Genomic DNA, 15,728 nt, shown 5'->3' with positions numbered 1-15,728 from the left:
TCACCGGGGCCGTGTCGGGACGCCCGCCCGCTGGAGGGCCGGGACCGGGACAGTGGCCGGGACCGTGGCCGGGCGCCTCCCGTCCGGCCACTGGGTGGATCCTGCCGGGGTGGGTCCGTGCCGGGCACGAGTGCGCGGCATGGCACCCTTGGACCGGCGAGAACCATCGTCATCACCATCGGCTCAGGCACTGGCTAACTAGGTATCGACGAGGAGCAGGACGTGCAGCGCTGGCGTGGCTTGGAGGACATCCCCGAGGGCTGGGGGCGCAGCGTCGTCACCATCGGCTCGTACGACGGGGTGCACCGCGGGCACCAGCTCATCATCGGCAAGACGGTGGAGCGCGCCAGGGAGCTGGACGTTCCCGCCGTCGTCGTCACTTTCGACCCGCACCCCAGCGAGGTCGTCCGCCCCGGCAGCCACCCCCCGCTGCTCGCCCCCCATCACCGGCGGGCCGATCTCATGGCGGACCTCGGGGTGGACGCGGTCTTGGTCCTGCCCTTCACCTCGGACTTCTCCAAGCTGGCACCGGCCGACTTCGTGGTGAAGGTCCTGGTCGACAAGCTGCACGCCCGCAGCGTCGTCGAGGGCCCCAACTTCCGCTTCGGCCACAAGGCGGCGGGGAACGTCGCTTCGCTGGCCGAGCTGGGCGGAACGTACGATTACGACGTGGTCGTCGTGGACCTCTTCGAGCGTGCGGAGAGCGGGGAGCCGTTCTCCTCGACGCTGACGCGCCGCCTGATCGCCGAGGGCGAGGTGCGCGGGGCCGCCGAGATCCTCGGCAGGCCGCACCGCGTCGAGGGCATCGTGGTGCGCGGCGCGCAGCGGGGACGCGAGCTGGGCTACCCCACCGCGAACGTGGAGACCCTGCCGCACACCGCCATCCCCGCCGACGGGGTGTACGCGGGCTGGCTGACGGTGCGGGGCGAGGCGATGCCCGCGGCGATCTCCGTCGGCACCAACCCCCAGTTCGAGGGCACGGAACGCACAGTGGAGGCGTACGCCATCGACCGTGTGGACCTGGACCTGTACGGGCTGCATGTCGAGGTGGACTTCCTGGAGTACATCCGGGGCCAGGAGAAGTTCGAGACTCTGGACGCGCTCAAGGACCGCATGGCTCTGGACGTGGACCGGGCCAGAGATCTGGTCGGTGTGGCCGACGCGGAGCGGGGCTGAAGCCGGCGGTGGGCAGTCGGCGGCCGACGGGGCGGATCGACAGCCGTTAGCCGACAGCCGACAGCAGGTGGCCGGTAGTTGGTGGCTGAGGACCGGCAGTTGGCTGTGCCGGCTGTGTCGACCGCACGGAGACGTGGAAACACTGGGGAGGGGCCCGGCGGATCGTCCCCCCGGGCCCCTCCTCGTTGCTGCCGCAACCGCGAGGCTACTGCTGCCAGCCGCCGCCGGACTGAGGCGGCTGCGGGTAGGTCATACCCCCGCCCGCGTACGGCTGCTGGGGTGCCTGGGCCTGTTGCCCGCCCGGGCCCTGGGCCTGTGAGGGGTCCGGCTGTCCGCCGGGGCCCGGCATGGGCGGGGCCAGCTGCGGCGGCGGATTGCCATCGGCCGTCCACAGGCCCTGCTCCCGCTGGGCACGGGCGAAGTCCTCGGCGACCAGCGCGGAGAGGTTGAAGTACGCCTCCCGGGTCCTGGGCCGCATCAGGCTCAAGTCCAGCTCGGCGCCCGCCGAAAGGTGCTCGTCGAACGGGATGGTCACCACACCGCGGCAGCGCGTCTCGAAGTGCGCCACGATGTCCTCGACCTTGATCATCTTGCCGGTCTCACGGACCCCGGAGATCACGGTGATGCTGCGCTGCACCAAGTCGGAGTATCCGTGCGCCGCCAGCCAGTCGAGCGTGGTACTCGCGCTGCTGGCGCCATCGACCGAGGGCGTGGAGATGATCATCAACTGGTCCGCGAGGTCCAGCACTCCGCGCATCGCGGAGTAGAGCAGACCCGTGCCGGAGTCGGTCAGGATGATCGGATACTGCTTGCCCAGCACGTCGATGACGCGTCGGTAGTCGTCGTCGTTGAACGTGGTCGAGATCGCCGGGTCCACGTCGTTCGCCAGGATCTCCAGCCCGGAGGCCGCCTGCGAGGTGAACCGGCGGATGTCCATATAGCTGTTGAGGTACGGGATCGCCATGACCAGGTCCCGGATGGTGGCACCCGTCTCGCGGCGTACCCGGCGGCCGAGCGTACCGGCGTCCGGGTTGGCGTCGATGGCGATGACCTTGTCCTGGCGCTCGGTCGCCAGGGTGGAGCCCAGCGCGGTCGTGGTCGTCGTCTTGCCGACGCCGCCCTTGAGGCTGATGACCGCTATCCGGTAGCAGGAGAGCACCGGAGTGCGGATCACCTCAAGCTTGCGCTGACGCTCGGCCTCCTCCTTCTTCGCGCCGAAGCGGAAGCGGTTGGCGCTCCGGTTGGGGTTCTGCGGCCGGGGCTTCTTCTTGCTGTTGATCAGCCGGTCGGAGGACAGCTCAACTGCCGCTGTATAGCCAAGCGGAGAGCCGGACTGGTCCAGCCGACGCGGATCCACCGCACCGGGGTGGGGCTGGAGCGGCGAGTGAGTCTGGGCGGGAGGCTGGCCCTGGCCCTGGCCGGGGACCGGGGGCTGGTCTGGGGCCTGGCCCTGAGCCGTCGGCGGTTGTGCCTGGCCGGGCTGCGGCTGAGCGGGGTGGGCCTGCTGACCGTGCGGGGGCAGGGGCTGCGGATGCTGGTCCGGCTGGGCGTGACCTGGCGGAACTTGGCCCGGCTGCGGCTGTCCGGCCGGGTGCGGATATCCGTACGCGCCCTGGCTCTGCTGGCCCGGCTGGCTCTGGGAGCCCTGCTGGCCTTGGGAAAATTGGGGTGCCTGTGCGGCCTCTGGCGTGTGCGGTGCGTGCGGCTGCTGGGGCGGCTGCTGTCCTTGGGGAGCCGAGGACAGGGGAGCGTCGCCCGGTGGCAGAGCTACATCGGTCCCCGGCTGCTGCTGGCCCGGCGCGGGGTTGTGCGGGTATCCGTAGCCGCCCTGTCCGGTGGCGGGCAGCGGGCTCGGTCCCTGTGGCGGCTGGGACTGCGGCGGCTGTGGGGTTTGCGGGGGCTGTTGCGGCTGCGTCAGCGGCGGTTGCGCGGGTTGCTGCGAGCCGTCACCTTGCTGCGGGCCGTTCGCGGGCCAGGGCGTCCCCGGAGGCGGGGAAGCGGTGGCGGGCTGGAAGTCCGGTGGCAGCGGCGGGAGTCCGCCACCGGCTGGGGTGCTGCCGCCCCCCTCGGCGGGAGTGGTGGGCCACGGTGCGGCCTGCTGGGGCGCTGCCGGAGAGAGCGGGTGCGGAGGAATGGCGTCCCGAGGCTCGGCGTCCCGCGGTTCGGCGGGAGCCGGAGGCGGCGGGGCGTCCTCGATCCGGCGCTCCTCGGAGGGTGATTCCAGCGCGAAGTCGTAGGCGGCCGGAATGGCGTCCTGCGCCTCGGGGCTGCCCATTCCCTTCGCAGAACCCGTGCGGAAGCCGGAACCTGACGGATCGTCACCGGACGTGGCGCCTACGGCGTCCCGGGACTCGTCCTCCGGCTGTGCGGGAGTGGACGCGGGGGAGGGGTTGGTGGAAGTGGCGGTGCCGGGCACGGAAGGTGCCGGGGGACCGCTGTCGGTCGCCGTGGGGGCGGGGAGGTTCTCCCCGTCATCCTTCGTAGTGGACTCTTCGTGCTCGTGCTCGCGCTCCGCTTTGGCGTAGGCGGCCATCTCGCGGCGCAGGGCCGAGGCCGAGAAGCGCATGGTGGCGCCGTCCTCGGCGTCCCCGGCGCCCTTGGGAGCGCTGTCCCCGCTGTCGTCGCCGGCGCTGTGGGCCGTTCCGCTTCCGGGCCCGTTCTCGGGCCCGCTTCCGGGCGCGTCCGCCTCCGGCTCAGGGGGCGTTGACACGGGTCCGGAGGTCGCGTCGGCCCCGTCCCCCCGGTCCTCGGCTTCTTCACGAGCATGCTCATCCGCGCTCGTGCGGGTGCCCGGGATCCCGGCAGCGCTCTGGTCGTCCTGGAGGCTTGCCGGGAACCGGGCGTGCTCCTGCTCGTCCTCGCTCGACGGCTCGGAGAAGGAGTGCGGTTCGGGCTCGGTGGAGGGCGGTTCCGTAGTGGAGGAGGTCCCTGCCTCCGGAGCCACGGACTCCGGCCGCCAGGAACTCACGCCGAACGAACCCGCATCCGGTGCGTCGTCGTACGAGCCGGTATCCGGTGCGGCGCCCGAAGTGGCGGTATCCGGTGCGGCGCCCGAAGTGGCGGCATCCGGTGCGCCGGACTGCGACCGGGCCCCGTCCCGCAAGTCCTCTTCCGGCTCGCCCTCATCCAGTGAGCGTTCACCGAAGGAGTCGGGCCCCAGTACGCCCCCCTCGTCGCGTACGGCTTCCGCATCCGGACGACCGGCGGCGCCGTCAGGCTCGCGTGCATCTGCCGAAGGCTCCTGTTCCGGCTCCTGTTCCCGTTCCTGCTCCCGCCCCGCCCGCTGTTCGCCGAGGGGCTTCAGGGAGGGGAAGGCCGGCAGGTCGTCGGCGGGGGCGGGCGGGTCCGGCTCGCTGGAGGGCATCCGCGGTGCCTCGGCCGAGGGCGGCGCGGTGGGAGCGGCGGGCGGCGGGGCACTGGCGTAGTCCGTGCCGTAACCCGTGCCGTAGGCCGGGGCCTCCGGTGCGGGGGTTCCATAGCCGGAAGCGGGGTCCGAGTAGCCGGAGGTGCGGTCGGAGCCGAGTCCCGACCCGTGTTCCAAGCCCGTTCCCGCCCCGTGCTCCGGGCCGGATCCCGATTCGCGCTCCGCGGCGTCGTCGCGGCCGTAGCCCGTTCCGTAGCCCGCGTCGTACCCCGTGCCCGGGGGCTCTGTGGGGGCGCTCACCGGAGTGCTGTCGGACCGGCCGGCCGCCTCCTGCGTGTACCAGGCAGGAGGCGTGTAATCGATGGTGAACTGCCCCGTCGATTCGGTCTCGGACTCAACATCTTCCGCATCGAGCCGATCGGAGCCGGGCGTGGTCCCGCCGACGCGGATCTCGTCCCGATCGCTGCTCACAATGCCTCCTGCTGTGGTCATTCACCCCGGTTTGACGCGCGCTGACCCACGCACGTCACTCCAGCCTAATCATCGCGACTGCCGTTACGGCAGTTCGGTCCTGCCAGCGGAAGGGGAAGAAAGTGTGCCCTTCGACCGAACTTTCCAACTCCACCCGTATGCGGCACAACCGGGAGCAGGTGAGGGACTTCGGGCGAAGCCACCCCAACCGCTTCAGCGATCCTTACCCGCTCAACTGCCGTCGTCCGACGGTCGCTCCGCCCAGTGTGCACCGTGGCCCCGTCCGGCTGTCATCTCTGTGGCCGCGGGGGCCTTCCATCCGCCCTCAGTCCAGTCGGCGGGCCGTGCCCAGCAGTCCGGATTCCGCGTCGGTCGGCTGGGTGAGCGAGTACTGGCGGTCGTGTCGCGTACACCACAGCGTCACGCCGTCGCCCAGCGTGGAGAGCGCCTCCACCTCCCGGCGGGGCAACTGCATGATCCGGCCGATGTGCTGTGCCTCATCCGGTGAGACCCGCTGGATGCCCACCAGTGAGGCACCGCGCAGCAACCGGGGGGCCACCGGGCTGAGATAGGGCAGCAGCGTCAGTACCGACTGCCAGGGCATCGAGGAGACCCGGCCGCGCGGTGGGCGCATGCCGCAGTCCCGGATGACGAGTACGGGGCTGCCGACGGTGGCCCCCATGGGCGGCACCCGGCCCACGTCGTAGAGCGAGATGCACTCCTGGCCCGCGCCCGCGGCCTGCACCAGCGTCGTCCACGCCTGGGCGCGGCCGGTCTCCACCGCGACGCGCGCGCCCGTTCCGGCCAGGCGCAGCGCGAGGACCTGCGCTGTCCACAGGCCCCCGATCAGCAGTACGTCGTAGGCGACCGGATGGTGGAAGCCGACGACCTGGGGGCGGCCCTCGGAGTCGTTCCCGACGACCACGCCGTCGTCTCCGATGGGCAGCGAGAGCGCGCCCAGATGGTCGGCCGGCAGGGCGTGTGCCGAATGCCGGGGGCCCAGCAGGCCGTGGGGGCGAGCGCCGGTGGCCATCAGCGGGTACCTCCCAGCGGCAGGGTGGCGAGGGCGCCGGGGACCTGTTCTCTGTCGAGCCGCACCAGGCTCAGCCGGGCCGAGCGCGCGGCCTGCTCCAGATGCCGCCGGGCCGCGGCCAGTTCGTTGTCCGAGCGTCCGGTCAGCCGCACATGGCCGCTGACCGTGACCGCGGTGCGGCGGGCCGAGCGGCCCAGCGTCAGGCTGAAGGTGGTGGTCAGCGTCGGCACCGAGGTCAGCAGCGCCACCAGCCGGGGCAGTGGCGTGGCAGCGCGGCCCAGCTCCGGCCAGCGGCCCACCCCGTACGTGGTGTGCCAGCGGTCGTCGCACCGCCACACGCGCGAGGACTCGGCGGTGCGCCGGGCGGGCGCCGCGTCCGGCCGGCTCGCGCGCGCCGTCGCCACCGGGTTCACACAGGCCGAGGTGGCCACCGCGGAGATCAGCTCTTCCTCGTTGAGCACCGTCGAGATGAATCCGGCTCCCGTCACCCGGCTCGCCAGATGGTCCGCCGCTCGCACCAGGCAGCGCTGAGCGCCCTCCAAGCCGCCGCCACGCGCCTCGACAGCCTCCGGGCACAGCTCCGGGTCGAGCTTGAGCGCCACCCACGTCAGCCGCAGCGCGGGCGAGCCCGTCTGCTCCTGGAGCGGGCCGTAGCTCCTCCTGGCCACCGACTGTTCGGGCAGATGTGGCGCGGGGGCGGGCTGGACGTGCTGGACGATCTGCACCGACTCCAGGGCGATGCCGTCCACATCCAGGGCGTCGTGCATGAGCCCCAGGGGGAGGGCGCGCGTGCCGAAGGCGGGGCGCAGCGCGCTGGATCTGGCCTCGATCCGTACGAGGGCCGTCAGGAACGTGCCGTCCCCGAGCATGCCGATGGTGCGCCGCTTCTTGTCGAGATACGCGTACGTCCGCAACCCGGGCGCGCACTCCACCACGGGCAGGAAGCTGGCGTTCACCCGCTCGCCCTCGTCGTCCAGGACCATCGCGGGCGTCAGGGGCTGGGCGGCGGCGCGTGTGCGCGCGCGCAGCGCGAGGCGCCTCCCGCTCCAGTCGTGCAGCGACCGCTGGTGCCTGCGCAGTACCGCCAGCAGGACCAGTGCCACCGCGAGCACGGCGGCGGGCACCAGCATCAGCCGGTCCACGGCGGCGGCGATCAGCAGTACGGCGGCGGCCAGCTCCAGCAGCACGAATTGTTGCAACTGAAACGGTCCGAGCCGGCTGGTGCGGGATTCGGTGCGCAGCGTCGTGGAGGCCGGGACCTGGGGGCGTGGCGCCCTCGGGGCGGGTGGGGCGGCCCCCGGGCGCCCGGAGGCCGCAGCCCCACGGCGCCTCGCGGTGCCCGTGGCACCCCGCACCCCCGTCGCAGATCCCATCCGAGAAGGCCCCCTCATGTCCGAAATAACCCCACTCGTCAGGGGTGTTGGGCGGGCGATCACGATACCGGAGCAGCGGACCACGATCCCCAACCGGCATAGTAGGGGCCCGGTCCGACAATAGGCAGCGACCCGGGGCGGTACGGCGCCCCGCGGGCGGGTGCGGCCCGGCGCCCGGACCGAGCGGGACCAACAGGGGACAGCGGCACTTCAGGGGAGCGTCTTTCACTCATGGCATCACGGCGCGATGAGCTCAATGCCTACACCTTCGCGAAGAAGCGCTTGGTGGCGGCGTTTCTCCAGCCCTCACCGACAGGGACCGAAGAGGGCGCCCCCCGGCCGATGCGCGGCTTCCTTCCCGGAATCATCGTCGGAGCGGTGATACTGGCGGGCTTCGGCGCCTGGGGCATGTTCAAACCCAAAGCGCCGCAGGGCTGGGACCAGCCCAAGGAGAAGGTCATCATCGGCTCGGAGTCGACCACCCGCTATGTGGTGCTGATGACCGACGGGCAAAAGCAGCTTCATCCGGTGCTCAATCTCGCCTCCGCCAAGCTGCTCCTCGACCCGGGCAAGGGCCAGGTCGTCAAGGTGGACGAGAAGGTCCTGGACAACGGCGACATCCCGCACGGCCCGACCATCGGCATCCCCTACGCCCCCGACCGCCTCCCCGCGCCCGAGGAGGCCGGCAAGAAGAAGCGCTGGGCCGTCTGTGAACGTCCGAGCCAGGGCGACCGCGCCGTCCAGAAGGCGTCCTTCGTGCTGGCCGAGCGCGACGAGCACAAGGTGGACGGCAAGAACCGGCTGACGGGCGGGGAGCTGCTCTTCGTCCAGGGCCCCGACGACCGGCTGTACATGGTGGACAAGTCCGGCACGAAGTACGGGATGCCCAACAACGAGCTGCTCCAGCGTGTTCTGGCCGACAACCGCAAGCCGCAGCGGGTCTCCCGCCAGTGGCTGGCGACCTTGCACACCGGCTCCGACATCGGGTTCCCGCGCATCGCCCAGCCGGTGGGGGAGGAGGCGGGCGTCTCCAGCCTCGACCCGGACATCAACAAGATCGGCACCGTCATCAAGGCCCCGGCGGGCAACCACATGCAGCACTACGTGGTGCTGCGCGACAAGGTCATGCCCATCAGCGGCTTCATGGCCCAGCTGCTGCTCTCCTCCACGCAACTGGAGCCCCTCGAACAGAACAACCGGGCGAAGGAGGTCAGCGCGAGCGCCTTCTCCCCGACCTTCCAGGAATTCGGAGCCAAGCTGAAGTGGCCCAAGGAGAAGGGGCACGCGGTCAACTCCGCCGCCACCCGCTCCGGAAGCCGCAACGTCGCCTGCAACGTCTTGCGCGACGTCGACAACAAGACGGGAGCCACCACGCTCAGCACGTGGTCCGGCAAGGACTTCCCCGAAGAGGTGCCCTCCGGTTCCACCAGCGCCTATGTCACCCCCGGCACCGGCCAGCTCTTCCGCCAGTTCAAGGGCCGGAACACCAAGGCCGGCGGAGTCTTCCTCGTCACCGACACCGGACTGCGCTATGCCATGCAGTCCAACCTCGACAGCGAGCGGGACGAATCGGATATCGGCAAGGAGAAGAAGAGCAAGGCCGAACAGGAAGCGCAGCAGCAGGAGGACAAGAACGCACAACGGCGCCTCGGCTACGAGAGGGTCAAACTCGCCCGGGTCCCCGCCGAATGGGCCGCCTTCCTGCCGACCGGCCCCCGCCTGTCCACCGGCAGCGCACGCCAGCCGCAGGGCTCCTGAGACCGGGGGAGAGCGATGCCGCACAGGAGCACACACGAGACCGCGGGCAGCTCGACGGCCCCGCGGAGGAACAAGAGCACGAGCGGCGTACGGCGGCCGGCCGCCCTCGGAGCCGCGATGGCCGTCATGGCCGCCACACTGACGGTCACCTTCGCCACCGCGCCGCCCGCCGCCGCTGACGAAGGCGGCCAGTGCAGCTTCCCCTCCAAGCCGTACAAGGGCCGCCCCTGGGCCCTTCAGAGGGTCCTGCTGAACGAACTGTGGCGCGGGACCGACCAGGGCGCCGGCGTGCGGGTGGCCGTCATCGACACCGGAGTGAGCACCGAGCACGAGCAGTTGAAGGACGCCGTTGACGCCTCGGCGGGCAAGAACCTGCTCCCCAAGAAGCTCAAGAAGGACGAGTCGGGCCGCGCTCAGCCCCGGGGCAAGTCCAACGGCACCACCGACGTGGTCGGCCACGGCACCAAGGTCGCCGGGATCATCGCCGCCCGCCCCGCCGGGGACACCGGATTCGTCGGCCTGGCACCCAAGGCGACGATCATCCCCATCAAGCAGAACGACTCCAACGGCAGCGGCACCGCCGCCACCCTCGCGCAGTCCATCGACTACGCCGTCAAAGCACGCGCCGACGTCATCAACATCTCCCAGGACACCGCCGAGGCCCTTCAGCCGGAATCCACGCTCCAAACCGCGATCGAGCGGGCCCTGGCGGCCGATGTGGTCGTCGTCGCCTCGGCCGGCAACGACGGGCTCGGCGGCAACGTGAAGAAGACATACCCCGCCTCCTACCCCGGTGTCCTGGCCGTCGCCTCCTCCGACCGCAACAACGAGCGGGCGCCCTTCTCCCAGTCCGGGGACTTCGTGGGCGTCGCGGCACCCGGCGTGGACATGATCTCCACCGTCCCCAAGGGAGGGCACTGCGCCGACAACGGCACCAGTTTCTCCGCGCCCTACGTCGCGGGCGTGGCCGCGCTTCTTCGCGCCAAGCACAGCAAGGGCGCCGACCGGTGGAGCCAGCGCAACATCGTCGCCCAGATCGAGCAGACCGCCGAGCGCTCCACCCCCGGCCACGACCGCCTGGTCGGCTGGGGCGTGGTCGATCCGGTCCGCGCACTGACCGAGGACGAGCGCCGCATCAACCGCCCGGTGGCGAAGGAAGGCGTCGAAAAGGGGAAGAAGCCGACGCCGGCCAAACTCCAACTGGGAGAAACCCAGCAGGAACGGAACGAGAGGCTCGGAACCTACGTCCTTGTGGGAGGCGGGACCCTGGTCGCGGTCGTCGCAGGCACCTCGCTCATCTGCCGCGACTGGCGCCGCCGGCGAGGCTCGGCCGACAGCGGCGGCTGACAGAACAGACGCGTATGTCACATGCGTGTCGCGACCAATTGCGAGCGGTTGATTTGCAGTTGGAACAGGCGGATGGTGTGGATACAGTGACTCTTGGAGCACTGCGCGTCGCGCGGACCGTAACGGGTGGACGGGGAGGACGACATGGCAGAGCCGGGGGGCTCCGGTGGCGGGTCAGGAAAGAAGCCGGACCTGCGCCGCGGCGGCGAACATGTCCTGAAGGAATTCAAGAAAAAGATCGACGACGCCTTGAGCGAACTGGAAAAGTCGCCGGGCGGACGCAAGATGATGGAACGCAAGCAGCTCACCGAGGCCGCGCTACGCAGCGGCTCGGGCGAGTTCCACGAGGCCGACGCGCTCTACCGGCGCTACAAAACAGTGCACACCTCGCTGACCCAGCTCTCGAAGGACCTTGAAGATCAGCTGGTCGCATTCAGCGTCGCCGTCCTGGCAGCCAACGGGGAGTTGGACAAGGTGGACGTCGACCAGCGGCAGGAATTCTGGGAGATCCAGAAGCGGCTGGAGGCCAGGCGCGCTCATCACAAGGGCGAGGACAAACAGTCCGGCAAGTCCGAGGATGACAGCAAAACGGTGGAACAGTAGCGGCGTCGACGCTCAGAGGGAGGCAGTTCGTGGGCGGGACGAACGGGGAGAAGCCCGGGGGCGGTGGGGAGACGGAAAACCCCAACGTCGGCCCGGAGATGTTCCAGCGGTACTTGCAGGAGAAGCAGTACGGGAAGACCGGGCCGCCACTGGTGCTGGCGCCCGAACACATGCCGCTGTTGCCGGCGAAACACCGCACCAATTTCGAGAACCACAGCCTGGCCGAAATGAAAGCCCTGGTGGAAGGCACCAAGCCGTCCGACCTGGAAGACGTGGGCGCGGCCCTCTACGAGGCATCAACGGCAATCAAAAAGGCCGGCTCCTGGCTGCAGCGCGAAGCCGGCCGAGTCGACTGGGACGGCGACGCGGCCAACGCCGTAGGGAACTGGACGGAACAACTGGGTAAAGACACCCAGAAGATGGGCGGCTTCTTCGAGGCGGTCAGCACAGAACTCACCATCCTGAGCACCGGGCTGACCGGCGTGAAGAACAACATGATGACCCTGAAAAGCGAACCGCCCGACAACGCCCCGCTGTTGATGAACAACTTCAAGGGCGGCGGAAAAGGGCACAGCCTCAAAGACATTCGCTCCCCCGCATGGGTCGACAGCAACCCGGACTACAAGTACGAGAAGGACCGCGCGGCGGCGATCGAGCAGATGAACATGCTCAGCTCGTACTACTCGGTGTCGCAGCAGGCGATGGACCGGGCCGAGGCCCAGAAACCGATCTTCCGGCCGCTGCCGGATGTTGGGGTGCCGCCGGCTTTGCCGGGGGACGGCGGGTGGAACAAGCGCACTCCCACAGAGACAGGGCCCGGTGGATCCGGTGCCAACTCGCAGAACAGCAACAGCTTCCATAGGCCCGATGACTACCCGGATCAAGACGGAACTCCGCTCGGCGGGGGCGACCGAGATTCGGTGACGCGTCATGGGCGTGAATTCGTGCCCCCTGGATATTCGGAAGGAGACATCTCCACAGGGCTCGACAGCACACCGTACACACCGACCCTGAATCCGCCCGCCAGCGGTCCCCCTGTCACCTCACAGCCCACCGTTCCGACTCCAGGGGGTCAGAACGGGTGGCAGCCGTCTCCCGTGGCCCCTCCTGTGGGCGGTTTTCCCCCGCCGAAGACGACTTCTCCCTCGCTGGCGAAGCCAGGCGTGGCCAAGTCCATGCCGCCCGTCGCGCCCGGTCGGACGGGGCCTGGCGTTCCAGGTCCGGCGGGACGGCCCGGGTTGCCGGGCACAGGGGGTACCCGGCCCATCACGGGGCCTGCGGGCAGACCGGTCGGACCTGAATCCGGCCCGCGCGGCATGGGACGTCCCGGAATGATGCATCCGGGTACGACCGGCCCTGGCGGAGCCAACGGTGGTCGTGGCCCGGTGGGCGGAGGTACGGGCGCCCGCGCGATCCGTCCTGGGATCGTCGGCGGCACGCCTGGACGGTCCACGCAGGGTGGCTCCTCCGCCATTCCCCGCGGGACAGTGGTCGGCAATGAGGGGTCTCGCACCGGCCGTGGTTCTGCGGGCATGACACCCATGGGTGGCAAGGGGCGCGGGAAGCGGAAGAGCAAAGACACCGATGGCCCTGGACAGAGGATCGCTTCGACTCCTGGTGGCATCGTCGGTGAACCTCGGTCAGGTGAGTCCGGACAGGGCCGGAGGCCGGGTGAGTTCACTGAGGGTGGAGCCGGCCTGGTCCGAAACGAGGACCAACGTGAGCCCGGGGAGCGCGGCGGTAACGAACCCCGCCGTCCCAACTACCTGACGGAAAACGAAGAGACCGGGCCGGGGGGGCAGCACAACAGCGTCCCGCCAGTAGTCGAGTAACCCAGGGTGAGTGCGGAAATGACGGCAGGAAGTGTCCGATCACGGCGGGGGGCCGCAGGTACAGCCCGCCGCCGGGTGGTGTCCGTTGTGGCGGCGGTGGGAGCGATGGCCGCCCTACAGGGAGGATTGGCCCCCACTGCCGTCGCGGAGGACGTTCAGTCCCAGCAGTGGTATCTGGACGGGATGCAGATCGAGAAGATCTGGAAAGTGAGTACGGGGAAAGGAGTCAAGGTCGCAGTCGTGGACACTGGTGTTGATCCGACGACTCAGTCCCTTCGCGGCCAGGTTCTCCCCGGGAAGGATATTTCTGGTGCCCCCGGTGACGAGACAAAGGATGACGTGGGTCACGGGACCACGATGGCGGAACTGATCGCGGGCACCGGTCGAGACGGAACGCTAAAAGGAATGGCACCCGATGCGAAGATCGTGCCTATCCGGACAACGTTGCGGGGCATCAAGGGGATCGACAAGAGCTTGAATCGCCATGCTGATGCCATCAGAGCCGCAGCGGACAGCGATGCGAGAATCATCAACATGTCCTGGGGCACATCGACCGATGGCCCGATGAAAAGGGCTCTCGACTACGCAGTCAGCAAGGGGAAATTGCTGATCGCGGCCATGGGGAATGACCGCCAGGAGGCCAATACCAACGGTCTCGGCTACCCCGCCGCTCACCCTAATGTCGCGGCAATCGCCTCCTACGGAAAAAATCTGAAGGTTTCTGATTTCTCGTCATCCGGAAGGGCTACGACATTCGCTGCCCCAGGCCAGGAACTGCCCGGATGGTGCGACGGGCAGCGTGAGAGATACTGCTCCAATATCGAGGGCACCAGCTCCGCTTCCGCCATCGCCTCCGGCGCAGCCGCCCTCGTCTGGGCCAAGCATCCGACGTGGACGGCGAATCAAGTGCTGCGCGTCCTGATCGAGACGGCGGGGCGGAAGGACGGCAAGAAGGACACTGTCAGCAAGTACATCGGGAACGGCGCGATCCGGCCCCGTATGAATCTTCTGGAGGGAAAGGGTAAGCCGGGTGATCCGGACATCAGCCCGCTCACCGGGAAGAAGACCGGAAACACGGCTCCAGGTCCGAAGTCACCTGGTGACAAGGGTTCCGGTAAAAAGGGTTCCGCCGAGGACGATGCCCCTGACAAGGTGAAGGTGGCAGACTCGAAGTCGGAAGACGGGGGCAGCAGTCAGCTTCTTCCCATCCTCGGGGTGGGGGCGGGGGTTCTCATCCTCGCGGGGTGTGGCTTCGCCGTCGTACGCAGCAGGCGGAACTAGACGCGGCGCACAGAGCGTCACAGACAGCGCGAGCTGTCCGCACAGCGGAACGCAGCGAAACGGAGGATGCAGTTCATGCCCGGTAAGCAGAAGCTAAGCCATGCCGAAGTCGTCACATTCAAGGGGACCCTTGACGAGATCGGTGGAAACTTGGAGGACAACCTCCGTAAGCTCTCCCAGTTGATCGCCACGGCAGAGGCCGGCTGGAAGGGTGCCGGTGGTGGGGCGTTCCGTTCCGCGCAGATGCGGATCAACGACGACCACCGCGCGATCCACAACCTTCTGTACGGCATTTACCACGCCGTGGACCAGACCCAGAAGGTGGGCAGTGGAAACGACGACTCGATCCTCGACGAGTTCAAGAAGATCGACATGAACGGGTCGGCGCCCGGCGGCGCGGTTCCGGGCATGAGCAAGCTCCACGGAATCTGAGCAGCCGAAATCGCAGCTCCCGTCACCGCCTTGAGCGGTGACGTTTTCCACCCACACATCTTTTTGGAAGGGAGTCACGATGGCAGCCAATTCTGGCGGCGACATGGTGATGGAGGTCCACTACGGGACCGTTGAGCAGATCGCGGGCGACATCAAGGTGCGCCGTGAGCTGCTGGAGCGCCAGCTCGAAGCTCTGTGGTCCGCGGTGAACAAGGTGGACGACGCCTGGGAGGGTGACGCCCGTCAGGCGTTCAACTTGATCAAGCGCCAGTGGGACCAGCGTGTGCAGAGCATCTCCACCACGCTGACCACGATGGAGACCAAGGTCCGCAACGGCAACGACCAGTACCAGGCCACCGACAAGAAGGCGGCCAGCTTCTTCGACGACCTCAGCTGGTAGTCGTCCAGCCGGGCCGGAAGTCGCGCCCGAGCTGAAACAGGGGACGGCGGGAGCATTCGCTCTCGCCGTCCCCTTTCGCTTTTCAACCGGTCTCACTCCAGCGGCCACGCTCTCAGCCGCGGTCTCACTCCCGGCCCTGCGGCTCTCCTGACCGAGAGCCGTCGGTCCGGCTCACGTGATGTCGAATTCGCCGTCCCGCGCCCCCAGGACAAATGCCTCCCACTCCGCCGCGGTGTAGCGGAGCACCGTGTCGGGGTCCTTGGAATTCCGCATCGCGACACCGCCGCCCGGTAGGTGGGCGATTTCCACGCGCTCTTCCTCGGGACTTCCCGGCGCGCTCTCCCACACCACGTCGGAGATGTCCATGGCGTACAGCTCTTCCTTCTCCTGCTGAGTGCCCATCAGCGGATGCTCCTCCCCAAGCTGTTCGGGGCCGTAGCTCGACGCGTGTCCTGCCGCATGCCCGGATGTCCCGGGTTCGTGCCCCGGTCGCGTGCTCCGGTGCCTCGGCAGAGGTACGGCCCCCTGGTCGTGCCGGAATGATTCCAGTACGGCGGGGGGCGGTCCAATCGGACCGGCCGCCGCCGTGCGCTCCTGGCCGCCGTGCGCTTTGAGGCGCTTTCAGGCGCTCTCAGGCGCTGTCGGCGCTGGCAGCACT

The 15,728-nt window shown here is 69.1% G+C and carries 12 protein-coding genes; 8 read left to right on the top strand and 4 right to left on the bottom strand.

The features are described 5' to 3' along the window. Window positions 1-222 precede the first annotated feature (222 nt). On the top strand, window positions 223-1,176 hold the full coding sequence (locus tag ABD339_RS30120; protein ID WP_344570322.1) for a bifunctional riboflavin kinase/FAD synthetase: 954 nt from the start codon (window positions 223-225) through the stop codon (window positions 1,174-1,176). A 205-nt stretch (window positions 1,177-1,381) separates the two neighbouring features. Here ABD339_RS30120 and ABD339_RS30115 read toward each other — a convergent pair whose 3' ends face one another. The 3 genes from ABD339_RS30115 to eccE all read right to left on the bottom strand — a co-directional run bounded on the left by ABD339_RS30115 (window position 1,382) and on the right by eccE (window position 7,417). Then, a complete protein-coding gene (locus tag ABD339_RS30115; RefSeq protein ID WP_344570321.1) occupies window positions 1,382-5,011 on the bottom strand; it encodes an SCO5717 family growth-regulating ATPase in 3,630 nt (1,209 codons plus the stop codon). Window positions 5,012-5,336: 325 nt separating this feature from the next. Beyond that, window positions 5,337-6,044, bottom strand: a complete 708-nt coding sequence (locus ABD339_RS30110; protein WP_344570320.1) for a hypothetical protein — start codon at window positions 6,042-6,044, stop codon at window positions 5,337-5,339. Next, the gene (gene eccE / locus ABD339_RS30105; RefSeq protein ID WP_344570319.1) at window positions 6,044-7,417 is read right to left on the bottom strand and encodes a type VII secretion protein EccE; all 1,374 of its coding nucleotides are present in this window, start codon (window positions 7,415-7,417) and stop codon (window positions 6,044-6,046) included. Before eccE ends, ABD339_RS30110 begins: the two co-directional genes overlap by 1 nt. A gap of 231 nt (window positions 7,418-7,648) precedes the next feature. Between eccE and eccB the strand changes: the two genes are divergently transcribed. From eccB to ABD339_RS30070, 7 genes are all read left to right on the top strand, one after another. Next, window positions 7,649-9,175, top strand: a complete 1,527-nt coding sequence (gene eccB, locus ABD339_RS30100) for a type VII secretion protein EccB (protein ID WP_344570318.1) — start codon at window positions 7,649-7,651, stop codon at window positions 9,173-9,175. Window positions 9,176-9,292: 117 nt separating this feature from the next. Continuing rightward, window positions 9,293-10,522: a type VII secretion-associated serine protease mycosin gene (gene mycP, locus ABD339_RS30095; protein ID WP_344570350.1), complete on the top strand. Its 1,230-nt coding sequence runs from the start codon at window positions 9,293-9,295 to the stop codon at window positions 10,520-10,522. 144 nt (window positions 10,523-10,666) lie between these two features. Continuing rightward, window positions 10,667-11,125, top strand: coding sequence for a hypothetical protein (locus tag ABD339_RS30090; RefSeq protein WP_344570317.1), 459 nt, complete (start codon window positions 10,667-10,669; stop codon window positions 11,123-11,125). A gap of 29 nt (window positions 11,126-11,154) precedes the next feature. Further along, the gene (locus ABD339_RS30085) at window positions 11,155-12,957 is read left to right on the top strand and encodes a hypothetical protein (RefSeq protein ID WP_344570316.1); all 1,803 of its coding nucleotides are present in this window, start codon (window positions 11,155-11,157) and stop codon (window positions 12,955-12,957) included. A 183-nt stretch (window positions 12,958-13,140) separates the two neighbouring features. Next, window positions 13,141-14,238 carry a S8 family serine peptidase gene (locus tag ABD339_RS30080; protein WP_344570315.1) on the top strand — a complete coding sequence of 366 codons (1,098 nt, stop codon included), beginning with the start codon at window positions 13,141-13,143 and terminating at the stop codon, window positions 14,236-14,238. 75 nt (window positions 14,239-14,313) lie between these two features. Beyond that, window positions 14,314-14,670, top strand: a complete 357-nt coding sequence (locus ABD339_RS30075) for a WXG100 family type VII secretion target (RefSeq protein WP_344570314.1) — start codon at window positions 14,314-14,316, stop codon at window positions 14,668-14,670. A gap of 79 nt (window positions 14,671-14,749) precedes the next feature. Next, on the top strand, window positions 14,750-15,070 hold the full coding sequence (locus tag ABD339_RS30070; protein ID WP_344570313.1) for a WXG100 family type VII secretion target: 321 nt from the start codon (window positions 14,750-14,752) through the stop codon (window positions 15,068-15,070). Window positions 15,071-15,241: 171 nt separating this feature from the next. On the opposite strand, the gene ABD339_RS30065 is transcribed toward ABD339_RS30070, so the two are convergent. After that, the gene (locus tag ABD339_RS30065; protein ID WP_344570312.1) at window positions 15,242-15,472 is read right to left on the bottom strand and encodes a DUF397 domain-containing protein; all 231 of its coding nucleotides are present in this window, start codon (window positions 15,470-15,472) and stop codon (window positions 15,242-15,244) included. Window positions 15,473-15,728 lie beyond the last annotated feature (256 nt).

The sequence above is a fragment of the Streptomyces axinellae genome (assembly GCF_039532135.1).
In the GTDB taxonomy this organism is placed as follows: domain Bacteria; phylum Actinomycetota; class Actinomycetes; order Streptomycetales; family Streptomycetaceae; genus Streptomyces; species Streptomyces axinellae.
Note: the sequence above shows the minus strand (reverse complement) of the source record. Positions and strands in the feature narration are given on the sequence as shown.

Coding starts and splice junctions, on each gene's coding strand:
- ABD339_RS30070 (WP_344570313.1), top strand. CDS start 14,750: ATGGCAGCCAATTCTGGCGGCGACATGGTGATGGAGGTCCACTACGGG.
- ABD339_RS30110 (WP_344570320.1), bottom strand. CDS start 6,044: ATGGCCACCGGCGCTCGCCCCCACGGCCTGCTGGGCCCCCGGCATTCG.
- eccB (WP_344570318.1), top strand. CDS start 7,649: ATGGCATCACGGCGCGATGAGCTCAATGCCTACACCTTCGCGAAGAAG.
- ABD339_RS30075 (WP_344570314.1), top strand. CDS start 14,314: ATGCCCGGTAAGCAGAAGCTAAGCCATGCCGAAGTCGTCACATTCAAG.
- mycP (WP_344570350.1), top strand. CDS start 9,293: ATGGCCGTCATGGCCGCCACACTGACGGTCACCTTCGCCACCGCGCCG.
- ABD339_RS30080 (WP_344570315.1), top strand. CDS start 13,141: ATGCAGATCGAGAAGATCTGGAAAGTGAGTACGGGGAAAGGAGTCAAG.
- eccE (WP_344570319.1), bottom strand. CDS start 7,417: ATGGGATCTGCGACGGGGGTGCGGGGTGCCACGGGCACCGCGAGGCGC.
- ABD339_RS30090 (WP_344570317.1), top strand. CDS start 10,667: ATGGCAGAGCCGGGGGGCTCCGGTGGCGGGTCAGGAAAGAAGCCGGAC.
- ABD339_RS30065 (WP_344570312.1), bottom strand. CDS start 15,472: ATGGGCACTCAGCAGGAGAAGGAAGAGCTGTACGCCATGGACATCTCC.